Here is a 12,614-nt window from a genome sequence, read left to right on the forward strand (position 1 = left end):
TGACCATCCCCACCCGCCCGCTCGGCACCACCGGCCCCCGCGTCTCCGCCCTGGGTCTCGGCGCCATGGGCATGTCCGCGCTGTACGGCGACGCCGACCGTTCGGAGTCCATCGCGACGGTCCATGCCGCGCTCGACGCCGGCGTCACGTTGATCGACACGGGCGACTTCTACGGCATGGGCCACAACGAGCTGCTGATCGGCGAGGCGCTCCGCGCCGCTCCGGCGGCCGCCCGCGAGAAGGCGCTGATCAGCGTGAAGTTCGGTGCGCTGCGTGATCCGGACGGCGGCTGGTCCGGGTATGACGGCCGCCCTGCCGCGGTGAAGAACTTCGCGGCGTATTCGCTGCAGCGTCTCGGCACCGACCACATCGACGTCTACCGGATCGCCCGGGTCGACCCCGGCGTACCGGTCGAGGAGACGGTCGGGGCCATCGCCGAGCTGGTCGAGGCGGGGCACGTGCGGCACATCGGTATGTCCGAGGTCGGTGCGGAGACCCTGCGCCGGGCGGCCTCGGTCGCGCCGATCTCCGACCTGCAGATCGAGTACTCGCTGATCTCGCGCGGCATCGAGGACGCCATCCTGCCCACGGCCCGTGAGCTGGGCATCGGCGTCACGGCGTACGGCGTGCTGTCGCGCGGCCTGATCAGTGGCCACTTCACCGGCGACCGGAAGCTGGCGGCGAACGACTTCCGTGGCATGAGCCCGCGTTTCCAGGGTGAGAATCTGCGGCACAACCTCGACCTCGTCGAGCAGCTCCGCAAGATCGCCGAGCAGAAGGGTGTCTCGGTCGCCCAGATCGCGATCGCCTGGGTGCTGTCCCGGGGCGAGGACGTCGTGCCGCTGGTCGGTGCCCGTCGCAGGGACCGGCTCTCCGAGGCGCTGGGTGCGCTGGACGTCACGCTCGACGCGGCCGATCTGGAGGCGATCGAGCGGGCCGTGCCGCGTGGCGCGGCGGCCGGTGAGCGCTACCCGGAGGGGCAGATGGCGCATCTCGACAGCGAGCACTGAGAGTGGTCGTCGAGGGGGCGGCGGCCGGCACCGGGTCGTGTCGGTCGTGTCAGTCGTGAAGGGTAACGTCACTGCCATGTCCACCACCGAGGCCTTGACCGCCGACCGCATCCTCGAAGCGACCGAGGAGGTGCTGCGCCGGTTCGGCCCGTCGAAGGCGACGGTCGTCGATGTGGCGCGCGCTCTCGGGGTCAGTCACGGCAGTGTGTACCGGCATTTCCGTACGAAGGCGGCGCTGCGTGAGGCGGTGACGGCGCGCTGGCTCGGCCGGACCGAGGAGCTGCTGTCGGAGATCACGGAGGGGCGGGCCCGGTCGGCGGAGGAGAAGCTGCGTGCGTGGCTGGCGGGTCTCTTCGAGACGAAGCGTCACAAGGCGGGGGACGATCCCGAGCTGTTCGCCACGTACATGGTGTTGATCACCGAGGCGAGCGGGGTCGTGGACGAGCATCTGGTGGTGCTGGTGAGCCAGTTGACGCGGATCGTCGAAGAGGGTGTGCGCAGCGGGGAGTTCGCGGCCGCGTCGCCGGTGTCGGTGGCGCAGGCGGTGTTCGACGCGACGGCGCGTTTCCATGATCCGGTGCATGCGCCGGAGTGGCGGAGGCCGTCGATCGACGACGAGTTCCGTGCGGTGTGCGAGTTGTTGCTGCGCGGTCTGCGGGCCTGAACTGCGCGGGTGGCTCCGGCGCGTTCGGGGTTCAGTCCGTTCAGTCCGTTCAGCCGGTCGGTTCAGTCGTTCAGTCCGTTCAGTCCGTTCAGTCCGCGCGGTCACGGGTGGGGTCGACGGTTGCCTGGTGTGCGTCGGCGAGGTGTTCCTCGGCCTTGAGCCAGGGCAGGAATTGTGCGCCTTTGCGCCAGCCGCAGGTGTCGCAGGTCAACGACCTTTGTACGCCTGCTTTCTGGACCCGGACGATGTGTTCTCGTCCGTGCTGGTCCCATCTGCTGACCTTGCTGCTGGTGGTGGACGGCATGGCGGGGCTCCCCTGTCGAGGGTCGACGAGTGGGCCCAGTGTGCAACGAAGCCCCCGGTTCCGTACCCGGAACCGGGGGCCTTTTGTCGTCGTCCTGGTGAACGTCCTGGTGAAGGTCGTGAGGACGTCAGCAGCCGATGAGGCGGGTGGCGAGGTAGCCCTGGATCTGGTCCAGGGAGACGCGCTCCTGCTTCATGGTGTCGCGCTCGCGCACGGTGACGGCGTTGTCGTCGAGGGTGTCGAAGTCGACGGTGACGCAGAAGGGGGTGCCGATCTCGTCCTGGCGGCGGTAGCGGCGGCCGATGGCGCCGGCGTCGTCGAACTCGATGTTCCAGTTCTGCCGGAGGTCGGCGGCGAGGCCCTTGGCCTTCGGGGAGAGCTGGGGGTTGCGGGAGAGCGGCAGGACGGCGACCTTGACGGGCGCGATGCGCGGGTCGAGGCGCATGACGGTGCGCTTCTCCATGACGCCCTTGGCGTTGGGGGCCTCGTCCTCGTTGTACGCGTCGAGCATGAAGGCGAGCATGGTGCGGCCGACGCCGGCGGCGGGCTCGATGACGTACGGGGTCCAGCGTTCGCCGGCTTCCTGGTCGAAGTACGACAGGTCCTGGCCGGAGGCCTTGGAGTGGGCGTTCAGGTCGTAGTCGGTGCGGTTGGCGACGCCTTCGAGCTCGCCCCATTCGCTGCCGCCGAACTGGAAGCGGTACTCGATGTCGGCGGTGCGCTTGGAGTAGTGGGAGAGCTTCTCCTTGGGGTGCTCGTACCAGCGCATGTTCTCCTCACGCAGGCCCAGGCCGGTGTACCAGTTCCAGCGCTGCTCCATCCAGTACTCGTGCCACTGCTCGTCCTCGCCGGGCTTGACGAAGAACTCCATCTCCATCTGCTCGAACTCGCGGGTGCGGAAGATGAAGTTGCCCGGCGTGATCTCGTTGCGGAAGGACTTGCCGACCTGGGCGATGCCGAACGGGGGCTTCTTGCGCGAGGTCTGCTGGACCTGGCCGAAGTTGGTGAAGATGCCCTGGGCGGTCTCCGGGCGCAGGTAGGCGACGGAGCCGGAGTCCTGGGTGGGGCCGAGGTGGGTGGAGAGCAGGCCGGAGAACTGCTTGGGCTCGGTGAACTGGCCCTTGTTGCCGCAGTGGGGGCAGTTGATGTCGGCGAGGCCGTTCGCGGGAGCGTGGCCGTGCTTCTCCTCGTACGCCTCCTCCAGGTGGTCGGCGCGGAAGCGCTTGTGGCAGGAGGTGCACTCGGTGAGGGGGTCGGTGAAGGTCGCGACGTGGCCGGAGGCTTCCCAGACCTCGGTGGCGAGGATCACCGAGGAGTCGAGTCCGACGACGTCCTCGCGGGCGGTGACCATGTAGCGCCACCACTGGCGCTTGATGTTCTCCTTGAGCTCGGTTCCCAGCGGCCCGTAGTCCCAGGCGGCGCGCTGTCCGCCGTAGATCTCGCTGCACGGGTAGACAAAGCCACGGCGCTTGCTCAGGTTGACGATCGTGTCGATCTTGTCGGCGGCCACGGTGCTCTCTTCACTACGACGACGAATTGGGATGAGGTGGCGCGAAGCGCCTTGGTGAGGGGGGTGATCGGATGACGGGCGGGGCGAATGCTTCAGATTACCGGCGGGCGCACCCCCGGGATCAAATCGGTCCCGGGTACGGGCGCACGCGACCCTTTGTTGACAATCGTTTCCACTTTCATTGAAAATGACTGTCATGAACGTACGACGCCTCATACCCGCCACCGCCGTCGCCGGAGCGAGCGCTCTGGCCCTTGTCACCCTCTCCGCGTGCTCGGGCTCCGAGGCCGCGGGCGGCGGCAAGAACGACGGCAAGGTGGATGTGGTGGCGTCCTTCTACCCCATGCAGTATCTCGCCGAGCAGATCGGCGGTGAACACGTGGCGGTCACCTCTCTCACGAAGCCCGGCGTGGAGCCGCACGACCTGGAGCTGAAGCCCAGGCAGACCTCGGAGCTCCGCCAGGCCGACTACGTCCTGTATCTGAAGGGCATCCAGCCCGCGGTCGACGACGCGATCGCGCAGGCCGGTGTGGAGAACACGGTCGACGCGGCCACGCTGACGCGGCTGGAGAGCCATGGGACCGGCGTCGGCCACGACCACGGCCACGGTCACGAGGGCGAGGAGCACGCGGGCGAGGAGCACGGCGCGCACGAGGGCGAGGAGCACGCGGCCGAGGAGCACGGCGCGCACGAGGGCGAGGAGCACGCGGCCGAGGAGCACGGCGAGGAAGGCGCCGGCGCCGATCCGCACGTCTGGCTCGACCCGGTCAAGTACGCGGAGGTCGCCAAGGGCGTCGGCGCCTCCCTGGCGAAGGCGGACCCGGCCCACGCCGCGGACTACAGGAAGAACACGGACACGCTGGTCGCCAAGCTGAAGGCGCTCGACACCAGGTTCGCCGAGGGCCTGAAGAACACCGGCACCAGGACCTTCATCACCACCCACTCCGCCTTCGGCTATCTCGCCGAGCGCTACGGCCTGGAGCAGGAGGGCGTCGCCGGCATCGACCCCGAGTCCGAGCCCAGCCCCGCCCGGATCAAGGAGCTGCAGGCGGTCGCGAAGAAGGACAAGGTCACCACCGTCTTCTTCGAGACCCTGGCCAGCGACAGGACGGCGAAGACGCTCGCCGGGGACACGGGCCTGAAGACGGACGTCCTGGACCCGCTGGAGGGAATCACGGACAGGTCCAAGGGCGATGACTACATCGAGGTGATGGAGTCCAACCTCGCCGCGCTGCAGAAGGCGCTCGGCGCGAAGTGACACCAGCAGCTGGAGCAACAGCGGAAGCAGCATCGGAGGCGCAGTCCATGGAGCCCGTCATATCCGTCCGCGGAGCCAGGGCCACGCTCGGCTCGCGCCCCGTGCTGCGTGGCGTCGACCTCACCGTGCACCGCGGTGAGGTCGTCGCGCTGCTCGGTGCGAACGGCTCGGGCAAGTCGACGGCCGTGCGGTCGGTGATCGGTCAGGTGCCGCTCACGGACGGTTCGGTGTCGCTGTTCGGTACGGAGCTGCGGCGTTTCCGTCAGTGGTCGCGGGTGGGTTACGTACCGCAGCGGACGACCGCGACGAGTGGTGTGCCCGCGACGGTCCGCGAGGTGGTGGCTTCCGGCCGGCTGTCGCGTACGAAGCTGAGGTGGCCGTCCGGGGAGGACAGGGCCGCCGTGCGGCGGGCGATCGAGCTGGTCGGGCTGGCCGACCGGGCGAAGGACTCGGTGAGCGCCCTGTCCGGCGGCCAGCACCAGCGGGTGCTGATCGCCCGTGCGCTGGCCGCCGACCCCGAACTGCTGATCATGGACGAGCCGATGGCGGGCGTGGACCTCGCCAGCCAGCAGATCCTGGCCGGGACGCTGCGCGAGCAGGTGGCGGCCGGGGCGACGGTGCTGCTCGTGCTCCATGAACTGGGCCCGCTGGAGCCGCTGATCGACCGCGCGGTGGTGCTGCGCGACGGCTGTGTCGTCCATGACGGTCCGCCGCCCGAGGCGGTCGGCCAGCATGCGCTGCCGGGCCACGACCATGTACATCCGCACGCGGCCGACGAGCCGCTCCGCACGGGACTGCTGACCTGATCATGGAACTGCTCCAGGACCCCTTCATGCAGCGGGCGCTGCTGGCCGCCGTGCTGGTCGGCATCACGGCGCCCGCCGTGGGCATTCATCTGGTCCAGCGCCGGCAGGCGCTGATGGGCGACGGCATCGGCCATGTCGCGATGACGGGTGTCGGTCTCGGCTTCCTGCTGTCCACCAACCCGGTGTGGGTGGCGACGCTGGTCGCGGTCGCCGGTTCCGTCGCGATGGAGCTGATCCGGGCCTACGGTCGTACGCGCGGGGACATCGCGCTGGCGATGCTGTTCTACGGCGGCATGGCGGGCGGCGTCCTGCTGATGAACCTCAGCGACACCGGCTCGACGGCCAAGCTCACCTCGTATCTCTTCGGCTCGCTGTCGACGGTCTCGGACGAGGACGTCGTCGCGATCTGTGTGCTGGCGGCCTTCGTGCTGCTGGTGACGGTCGGTCTGCGGCGGCAACTGTTCGCGATCAGCCAGGACGAGGAGTTCGCACGGGTCACGGGTCTTCCGGTGCGGGCGATGAACCTCCTGGTGGCGGTGACGGCCGCGGTGACGGTGACGGTGGCGATGCGTGTGGTGGGTCTGCTGCTGGTGAGCGCGCTGATGGTGGTGCCGGTGGCGGCGGCGCAGCAGATCACCCGGTCGTTCGCGGTGACGTTCGTCGTGGCCGTGGCGATCGGTGTCGCGGTCACGCTGACGGGTACGGTCGCCACGTACTACCAGGATGTGCCGCCGGGTGCGACGATCGTGCTGCTGGCGATCGGGGTCTTCGGGCTGCTGACGGTGCTGGCGGCGCCGCTGGCCAGGCGGCGGGCGAGATCGGCGGAGAGCGCGGCCGGGGCGGCCGGGGCGGAGTGCGATGTGGACGTTCCGTCCGCGGGCCGTGTGACCGGTGATGTCGCGACTGTCCGGTCGGTGGCCGAAAAAGGCTGATCGGCGCTCCGGTCCGGGCCTGGCAGAATGTCCGGCGGAGAGCGGCGCAACGTTAGGAGGCACCTGTGGCGACGGCTGGACCCCCCGTGCGCGGCCGGTCGACCCGTCAGCGGGCCGCGGTGGCGGCGGCGCTGGACGAGGTGGACGAGTTCCGCAGTGCGCAGGAGCTGCACGACATGCTCAAGCACCGCGGCGATTCGGTCGGCCTGACGACGGTCTACCGGACGCTGCAGTCCCTCGCCGACGCCGGTGAGGTGGATGTGCTGCGCACGAGCGACGGTGAGGCGGTGTACCGGCGTTGTGAGTCCGGTGAGCACCACCATCACCTGGTGTGCCGGATGTGCGGCAAGGCGGTCGAGGTCGAGGGCCCCGCGGTGGAGCAGTGGGCGGAGACGATTGCCGCGCAGCACGGTTATGTGAACGTGGCACACACCGTGGAGATCTTCGGTACGTGCGCGGAGTGCGCGCGCAAGTGAATCGACGTCGTCGAGTGAGTCGACGTAGGTGAAAGGGCCTGCACCCGGCGCCGGGTGCAGGCCCTTTCCCGTGCGCCGGGTCAGCCGGCGGGGTCCGGGGCCGGAGCGGGGGCCGGGTCCTTGCCCTGCATGGCGAGGAGTTCCTCGTTGGGGATCGCACCGCCGAAGCGGCGGTCGCGTGAGGCGAACTCCAGGCAGGCCCGCCACAGGTCACGGCGGTCGAAGTCGGGCCAGAGCACGTCCTGGAAGACCATCTCGGCGTAGGCGCTCTGCCAGATCAGGTAGTTGGAGGTGCGCTGCTCGCCGCTCGGCCGCAGGAAGAGGTCGACGTCCGGCATGTCCGGGTAGTACAGGTACTTCTGGAGGGTCTTCTCGTTGACCTTGGACGGGTCGAGCCGCCCGGCCTTCACATCCGCCGCCAGCGCCTGCGCCGCGTCCGCGATCTCCGCGCGCCCGCCGTAGTTCATGCAGAAGTACAGCGTGAGCCTGTCGTTGTCCTTGGTCTGCTCCTGGGCGATCTGGAGCTCCTTGGCGACCGACTTCCACAGCTTGGGCATCCGGCCCACCCAGCGGACCCGGATGCCGAGTGCGTCGAGCTGGTCGCGGGTCTTGCGGATGAAGTCGCGGTTGAAGTTCATCAGGAAGCGCACCTCGTCCGGCGAGCGCTTCCAGTTCTCGGTGGAGAAGGCGTAGAGGGAGATGCTTCCGACGCCCATCTCGATCGCGCCCTGCAGCACGTCCAGCACGCGCTCGGCGCCGACCTTGTGCCCCTCGGTGCGGGGCAGGCCGCGCTCCTTGGCCCAGCGGCCGTTGCCGTCCATGACGATCGCCACGTGCTTCGGCACGAGCTCGCCGGGGATCTTCGGCGGGCGGGCACCGGAGGGGTGCGGTTCGGGGACCTCGTACTCGCGGCGGGAACGTCCCAGGAATCCGCGTCGTGCCATGGGGTCACACTCTCCTAGTTCTTCTCTACGTACCGCAGCGATCGCAGGCCGCGCTCCAGGTGCCAGTGCAGATAGGCGGACACCAGTCCGCCGCCCTCCCTGACGTGGCGCTCCTCGCACGCCTCCGCGGCGTCCCAGTCTCCGGTCAGCAGCGCGCTGAGCAGTGCGACGGCCTCCGCAGAGGGTACGACGCTGCCGGGTACCCGGCAGTCGGCGCATATGACTCCGCCGGCCGCGACGGAGAAGAATCGGTTCGGCCCGTGGATGCCGCACTTCGCGCAGTCCTCGAACGACGGCGCGTAGCCGTTCACGGCGAGGGAGCGCAGCAGGAACGCGTCGAGGATGAGGTGCGGCGGGTGCTCGCCGCGGGAGAGGGAGCGCAGCCCGCCGACGAGCAGCAGGTACTGCTGCACGGCCGGCTCGCCCTCGTGGTCGGTGAACCGCTCCGCGGTCTCCAGCATGGCGGTGCCGGCGGTGTAGCGGGCGTAGTCGGTGACGATCCCGCTGCCGTACGGAGCGATGGTCTCGCTCTGTGTGCACAGCGGGAGCCCGCGGCCGACGAGATCGCTGCCCCGTGCGAAGAACTGCACGTCCACGTGCGAGAACGGTTCGAGCCGCGCCCCGAACTTCGACTTGGTACGGCGCACCCCACGGGCGACGGCGCGGACGCGCCCGTGGGCGCGGGTGAGGATCGTGATGATCCGGTCCGCCTCACCCAGCTTCTGGGTGCGCAGCACGATGCCGTCGTCGCGGAACAGACTCATGGGGTCATTGTCCCGTACGGAGAGGGGCCGCCGGCCCCGGACCCGACAGGCACACCCCAGACGTGATGCACACACTCCGAGGTATACTGATATACGCATGCGTATATCACGAGGAGGGGTTCTCTTGAGCAGAACCGTCATCGACCTGGACGACGAGGCTCTGGAGGCGGCCGCGAAGGAGCTCGGCACCACCACCAAGCGCGACACCGTCAACGCGGCCCTGCGCGAGGTGACAGCGCGGTACCGGCGCCTGCGCTCGCTCGAGAACGCTCGCCGGCTCGTCGCCCAGGGTGCCCTGGATGTGGACATCCTCCTGGACAAGCGCAAGTACCGGGGCGGAGCAGGGGACGAGGAGATCGACGACGTGCCGAGGACCGCGTAAGTGAACGTCGCCGACTACCTCATCGACACCTCGGCCCTCGTCCGGGTACTCCTCGGCAGGACGACGGAAGAGTGGGACAAGAGGATCAGTGCGGGTCTCGTCGCGATCTGCGACTTCACTGAACTGGAGGTTCTGTGTTCGGCCCGTTCCTCCGCGCACCGGGACGAAGTGAAACGCGAGATCAACACGCACTACGCCTGGTGCCCGCTCCCCGACGGCGTCTACCGCCGCGCACGCGTGGTCCAGGACGAGCTCACCGCCAAGGGTGAGCACCGCAGCGCCGGACCGGTCGACCTCCTCGTGGCCGCCGTCGCCGAAGAGGCCGGGCTCACACTCCTCCACTACGACCGGGACTTCGAAACGATTGCCCGCACCACGGGCCAGCCGACCAAAATGATCGACCTCCGGAACTGACTTACGGCACCTCACCGCGGCTGCGGGCGTTCGCGTACGCCGTGGCCGCGCGGAGGCGCTCCATGGCGGTGGCGGCGCGCACCACCTCCGGGGCGCAGTCCCATTCGCGGCCGCCGCCGATCGGTCTGAGCTGTACGTACGGCCCCTCGTACCCCATGACTCTGCCCATCCGGCCGGTGCTCGTGTCGATCACGTACGACCCCACCGCCGGCGGCTTCATCGGTCCGTCTCCGGCCCGGGCAGCGCAGCGGCCATCCTCCGCGCGGTCTCGACATTGCACCGGCCCAGCTCGACCAGGACGCGCGTCTCGCGTCCGTCGTACGACAGGGGGTCGATCCCGAGCGACGGCAACGTCACGCCGATACGTGCGAGCGCGCCCCGCAATTCCGCCACGACCGCTTCCGCGTCCTGGAGGTGTTCCCTTTCCGCCACAGCGCTCCTCTCCTCGTGCTTCCCGTGCTTCCGGATGTCTTGTGTCTTTCCCATCTCGAGTGTGAAGACACGGACCTAGAATCGGCAGACATACGCGCGCTACAACTGCACGGCAGCACAAAGGAGTTAATCCATGGCCAACGCAGGTATGGGGCGGGGAGCCTGGGCACGGCAGGCGGCCTGGGAGTTCTTCGGCCTGGAGCTGAAGCGGAGGCGGGAGGCGGCCGGGCTGACGCAGGGGGAACTGGGGCGGCGGGTATTCGTCTCCGGCGGGTACATCGGCCAATTCGAACAGGCGATTAGGAAGCCGCAGAAGGACGTGGCGGGACGGATCGACGAGGCGCTACAAACCGACGGCTTTTTCGAACGGATGTGGAGGAAGCTGATCGCGGATTCGCCGTACGCGGATTACTTCGCGGCGGTGGCGGAGCTGGAAGTGCCGGCGACGAGGATCTGTCAGTTCGCACCCACGGTCGTGCCGGGCCTGTTGCAGACAGCCGAGTACGCGCGGGCCGTCACGCTCGCGACCAACCCGTTCGTCTCCGAGGACTACGTCGAGGAGAAGGTCACGTCCCGGATGGAACGGGCGCGCATCCTCAAGGACGCTACAAGGCCCGAGTATTGGGCCATCCTGCATGAGAACGTGTTGCGTGTGCCCGTGGGCGGACCGGCCGTGATGGCCTGGCAGCTCGACCACATAGCCGCACTGGCCCGTGAGCGCACAGTGCTTCTGACGGTGGTTCCGTGCGAGGTGGGCGCGTACGCCTCCATGGCCGGGATGCTGCAGCTCATGGAGTTCGACGACGCGCCGCCAACCGCCTATACGGAGACGTCGTTTTCGGGCACCTTGCTGGACGATCCGGCGGTGGTGAAGCGGGTACAACGCGCCTACGATCTGCTCAGGGTCGCCGCGCTGTCGCCGGAGGCGTCCCTCGCCATGGTCGAGTCGGCGGCTGAGGACTACAGACGATGCCCGAGTACGACCTGAGCAACGCCCGCTGGCGCACGAGCAGCTACAGCAACGGCGAGGGCGGCGAGTGCGTCGAAGTAGCGTACGACTTCCCCGGCGCCGCCCCGTGGCGCAAGAGCACCTACAGCAACGGCGAAGGCGGCGACTGCGTCGAGGTCCTCGACGCCCTCCCCGGTGTCGTCCCCGTCAGGGACAGCAAAGTCCCTGACGGGCCCGTCATCGTGCTCCCCGCCGCAGCCTGGGCCGCCTTCGTCGACGGCGTCGTCAGGCGCTGAACGTGCCCTTGCCGCCGGCCAGTGGCCATTCGCGGTGGAGGCTGCCCAGCGGGATGCGGTGCTGGAGGATCGGCGTGCCGAAGACCGCCAGCTGGAGTTGGAGGTTTCCGCTGAGGTCGAAGCCGCCGTGCAGCGCCCAGGTGCCGGACACCTTCGCCGTGCCGTCCGAGGACGCGTCCGCGCGGGCTTCGGCCTCCGCCCGCAGGTAGGGGGCGAAGTCGGCGGTGAGGCCGACCATGCCGTACAAGCCGACGGACGCCTCGGCGCCGAGGGTGGTCTTCGCGTGGCCCGCGGCGGTGACGGTGGTGGTGACCGGGGTGCTCTTCACGTCGGAGGTGCTGACGGGCGTCCAGCCGTCGCCCGGTGCGTAGCTGCCGCCGACGCGGAAGTCGCCTCGTACGTTCTGCCGGACGTCGAGGGTGATGCGGCCGTCGGCCTCGACCTGGAGGTAGCAGGTCAGGTCGAGGTTGACGACGACGGGCACGGGGCCGACCTGGATGACCGGATCGGCGTGGAGCTTGGCGAAGGGGATGCGCTGGGTGGCCTTCGCGGAGGCGCGGCCCTTGAGGGCCCACTGGGCGCTCCAGTCGCCGGTCATGCCGAGGAAGGCGGAGCCGGGCGCGGGGCGGCCGGACTGGCCGTTGGCGCTGCCGTCGTAGGAGAACTCCACCTGCGGCGCGAGCTGGACGAAGCCGGAGACGGAGGCGGCCGCGGACACGGGTGCGTCGTCGGCGGTGGCGAGGGCGGCGCCGACGTCGAGGCGCAGGCTGCCGAGGGGGAGCTTCGCTCCGCTGGGGCCGAAGGTGGCGCCGCCGTTCTTGGCCCAGGAGACCTTGACGCCCTTGACGAGGGGTTCGACGTCGAAGGTCGAGGGGTCGACGGGGACTCGGCCGTCGGCCTTGTCGTCGGCGAGGAGGGTGTTGAGGGTCGCGGGCCCGGTGCGGACCTCGGTGCCCTTGTCGGTGGTGCCGACGACCTCGGTGACCTGGGCCAGCAGTCCGTCGGGGGCGCCGGGCGCGGGGGCGCTGGCGATGACGTCGCCGGTCTTGACCGGGGCGTCGGCCGTCGGGGACGCGGTGGGTGTGGCCGACGGGGTCTCGTCCCGGGGCGGGGTGGCTATGACGGCACGTCGGGTGCGCTTGTCGTAGGAGGCGACCTTCAGGGTGCTTTTCTTCGCGCTGTCGCCGCCGTCGGAGCTGCGGCGGGCCACGGCCGTCGGGGTGGGCTTTCCTTCGGGTGCGGCTTCGACGTCGAGTTGTTCGCTTCCGTCGCCCGCTGTCGCCGTGGCGGCGGCGGGGGTGGGTCCGGCGGCCGAGTGGTCGGCGGTGTCGGGGCCGGCCGAGCAGCCGCTCGCGGCGATCGTGATCGCGAGCGCGGTCAGCGCGGGGGCCAGGAGTCTCCTGGTGGAATGACGCACGGGGGTGTCCTCCGGCGAATGAAGGGTGAGGGGGGTGGTTGCCGCCACTCGTCCTT

17 protein-coding genes are annotated in these 12,614 nt (G+C 69.5%); 10 read left to right on the forward strand and 7 right to left on the reverse strand.

Annotated elements, in window-relative coordinates; genetic code table 11:
* The first annotated feature begins 5 nt into the window (after positions 1 to 5).
* Both OG766_RS11160 and OG766_RS11165 read left to right on the forward strand, forming a co-directional pair.
* Positions 6 to 1,010: an aldo/keto reductase gene (locus OG766_RS11160; RefSeq protein ID WP_266378011.1), complete on the forward strand. Its 1,005-nt coding sequence runs from the start codon at positions 6 to 8 to the stop codon at positions 1,008 to 1,010.
* Positions 1,011 to 1,086: 76 nt separating this feature from the next.
* The gene (locus OG766_RS11165; RefSeq protein WP_266374329.1) at positions 1,087 to 1,674 is read left to right on the forward strand and encodes a TetR family transcriptional regulator; all 588 of its coding nucleotides are present in this window, start codon (positions 1,087 to 1,089) and stop codon (positions 1,672 to 1,674) included.
* Positions 1,675 to 1,762: 88 nt separating this feature from the next.
* Here OG766_RS11165 and OG766_RS11170 read toward each other — a convergent pair whose 3' ends face one another.
* Positions 1,763 to 1,978, reverse strand: coding sequence for a hypothetical protein (locus OG766_RS11170; RefSeq protein ID WP_328725197.1), 216 nt, complete (start codon positions 1,976 to 1,978; stop codon positions 1,763 to 1,765).
* A 127-nt stretch (positions 1,979 to 2,105) separates the two neighbouring features.
* Positions 2,106 to 3,488 carry a glycine--tRNA ligase gene (locus tag OG766_RS11175; protein WP_266374327.1) on the reverse strand — a complete coding sequence of 461 codons (1,383 nt, stop codon included), beginning with the start codon at positions 3,486 to 3,488 and terminating at the stop codon, positions 2,106 to 2,108.
* 196 nt (positions 3,489 to 3,684) lie between these two features.
* Here OG766_RS11175 and OG766_RS11180 point away from each other — a divergent pair, with 196 nt between their 5' ends.
* The 4 genes from OG766_RS11180 (at position 3,685) to OG766_RS11195 (ending at position 6,960) form a co-directional block, all read left to right on the forward strand.
* Positions 3,685 to 4,746 (forward strand): metal ABC transporter substrate-binding protein, encoded by a 1,062-nt coding sequence (locus OG766_RS11180; RefSeq protein WP_328725198.1) that lies wholly within the window; start codon positions 3,685 to 3,687, stop codon positions 4,744 to 4,746.
* 47 nt (positions 4,747 to 4,793) lie between these two features.
* Positions 4,794 to 5,552, forward strand: a complete 759-nt coding sequence (locus OG766_RS11185) for a metal ABC transporter ATP-binding protein (protein ID WP_266374325.1) — start codon at positions 4,794 to 4,796, stop codon at positions 5,550 to 5,552.
* Between the two features lie 2 nt (positions 5,553 to 5,554).
* Positions 5,555 to 6,484 (forward strand): metal ABC transporter permease, encoded by a 930-nt coding sequence (locus tag OG766_RS11190; protein ID WP_266374324.1) that lies wholly within the window; start codon positions 5,555 to 5,557, stop codon positions 6,482 to 6,484.
* A 65-nt stretch (positions 6,485 to 6,549) separates the two neighbouring features.
* Positions 6,550 to 6,960, forward strand: a complete 411-nt coding sequence (locus OG766_RS11195) for a Fur family transcriptional regulator (protein ID WP_266374322.1) — start codon at positions 6,550 to 6,552, stop codon at positions 6,958 to 6,960.
* 80 nt (positions 6,961 to 7,040) lie between these two features.
* Here the strand turns inward: OG766_RS11195 and OG766_RS11200 are convergent, their stop codons facing one another.
* A complete protein-coding gene (locus OG766_RS11200) occupies positions 7,041 to 7,904 on the reverse strand; it encodes an isoprenyl transferase (RefSeq protein ID WP_266374321.1) in 864 nt (287 codons plus the stop codon).
* A gap of 14 nt (positions 7,905 to 7,918) precedes the next feature.
* A complete protein-coding gene (gene recO, locus OG766_RS11205) occupies positions 7,919 to 8,668 on the reverse strand; it encodes a DNA repair protein RecO (RefSeq protein ID WP_266374320.1) in 750 nt (249 codons plus the stop codon).
* A gap of 124 nt (positions 8,669 to 8,792) precedes the next feature.
* Here recO and OG766_RS11210 point away from each other — a divergent pair, with 124 nt between their 5' ends.
* Both OG766_RS11210 and OG766_RS11215 read left to right on the forward strand, forming a co-directional pair.
* On the forward strand, positions 8,793 to 9,050 hold the full coding sequence (locus tag OG766_RS11210; protein ID WP_328725200.1) for a type II toxin-antitoxin system VapB family antitoxin: 258 nt from the start codon (positions 8,793 to 8,795) through the stop codon (positions 9,048 to 9,050).
* A complete protein-coding gene (locus OG766_RS11215; protein WP_266374318.1) occupies positions 9,051 to 9,464 on the forward strand; it encodes a PIN domain nuclease in 414 nt (137 codons plus the stop codon). It abuts the gene before it with no gap.
* 1 nt (position 9,465) lies between these two features.
* Here OG766_RS11215 and OG766_RS11220 read toward each other — a convergent pair whose 3' ends face one another.
* Together OG766_RS11220 and OG766_RS11225 are read right to left on the reverse strand one after the other, a co-directional pair.
* On the reverse strand, positions 9,466 to 9,684 hold the full coding sequence (locus OG766_RS11220; protein WP_328725201.1) for a hypothetical protein: 219 nt from the start codon (positions 9,682 to 9,684) through the stop codon (positions 9,466 to 9,468).
* Positions 9,681 to 9,896 carry a hypothetical protein gene (locus OG766_RS11225; RefSeq protein WP_266374316.1) on the reverse strand — a complete coding sequence of 72 codons (216 nt, stop codon included), beginning with the start codon at positions 9,894 to 9,896 and terminating at the stop codon, positions 9,681 to 9,683. The genes OG766_RS11220 and OG766_RS11225 overlap by 4 nt, the downstream gene beginning before the upstream one ends.
* Before the next feature lie 133 nt (positions 9,897 to 10,029).
* Between OG766_RS11225 and OG766_RS11230 the strand changes: the two genes are divergently transcribed.
* Positions 10,030 to 10,884, forward strand: a complete 855-nt coding sequence (locus OG766_RS11230) for a helix-turn-helix domain-containing protein (protein WP_443045475.1) — start codon at positions 10,030 to 10,032, stop codon at positions 10,882 to 10,884.
* Positions 10,866 to 11,141, forward strand: coding sequence for a DUF397 domain-containing protein (locus tag OG766_RS11235; RefSeq protein WP_328725202.1), 276 nt, complete (start codon positions 10,866 to 10,868; stop codon positions 11,139 to 11,141). The genes OG766_RS11230 and OG766_RS11235 overlap by 19 nt, the downstream gene beginning before the upstream one ends.
* On the opposite strand, the gene OG766_RS11240 is transcribed toward OG766_RS11235, so the two are convergent.
* Positions 11,131 to 12,558, reverse strand: a complete 1,428-nt coding sequence (locus OG766_RS11240) for a hypothetical protein (protein WP_328725203.1) — start codon at positions 12,556 to 12,558, stop codon at positions 11,131 to 11,133. The genes OG766_RS11235 and OG766_RS11240 overlap by 11 nt on opposite strands.
* Positions 12,559 to 12,614: the final 56 nt, after the last annotated feature.

The sequence above is a fragment of the Streptomyces sp. NBC_00259 genome, from assembly GCF_036181745.1.
GTDB lineage: Bacteria > Actinomycetota > Actinomycetes > Streptomycetales > Streptomycetaceae > Streptomyces > Streptomyces pratisoli.

What these genes read in the sequence shown, in the direction of transcription:
- OG766_RS11200 (WP_266374321.1), bottom strand. Translation starts at nt 7,904, where the DNA reads ATGGCACGACGCGGATTCCTGGGACGTTCCCGCCGCGAGTACGAGGTC.
- OG766_RS11185 (WP_266374325.1), top strand. Translation starts at nt 4,794, where the DNA reads ATGGAGCCCGTCATATCCGTCCGCGGAGCCAGGGCCACGCTCGGCTCG.
- OG766_RS11190 (WP_266374324.1), top strand. Translation starts at nt 5,555, where the DNA reads ATGGAACTGCTCCAGGACCCCTTCATGCAGCGGGCGCTGCTGGCCGCC.
- OG766_RS11180 (WP_328725198.1), top strand. Translation starts at nt 3,685, where the DNA reads ATGAACGTACGACGCCTCATACCCGCCACCGCCGTCGCCGGAGCGAGC.
- OG766_RS11170 (WP_328725197.1), bottom strand. Translation starts at nt 1,978, where the DNA reads ATGCCGTCCACCACCAGCAGCAAGGTCAGCAGATGGGACCAGCACGGA.
- OG766_RS11230 (WP_443045475.1), top strand. Translation starts at nt 10,030, where the DNA reads ATGGCCAACGCAGGTATGGGGCGGGGAGCCTGGGCACGGCAGGCGGCC.
- recO (WP_266374320.1), bottom strand. Translation starts at nt 8,668, where the DNA reads ATGAGTCTGTTCCGCGACGACGGCATCGTGCTGCGCACCCAGAAGCTG.
- OG766_RS11165 (WP_266374329.1), top strand. Translation starts at nt 1,087, where the DNA reads ATGTCCACCACCGAGGCCTTGACCGCCGACCGCATCCTCGAAGCGACC.
- OG766_RS11235 (WP_328725202.1), top strand. Translation starts at nt 10,866, where the DNA reads ATGCCCGAGTACGACCTGAGCAACGCCCGCTGGCGCACGAGCAGCTAC.
- OG766_RS11220 (WP_328725201.1), bottom strand. Translation starts at nt 9,684, where the DNA reads ATGAAGCCGCCGGCGGTGGGGTCGTACGTGATCGACACGAGCACCGGC.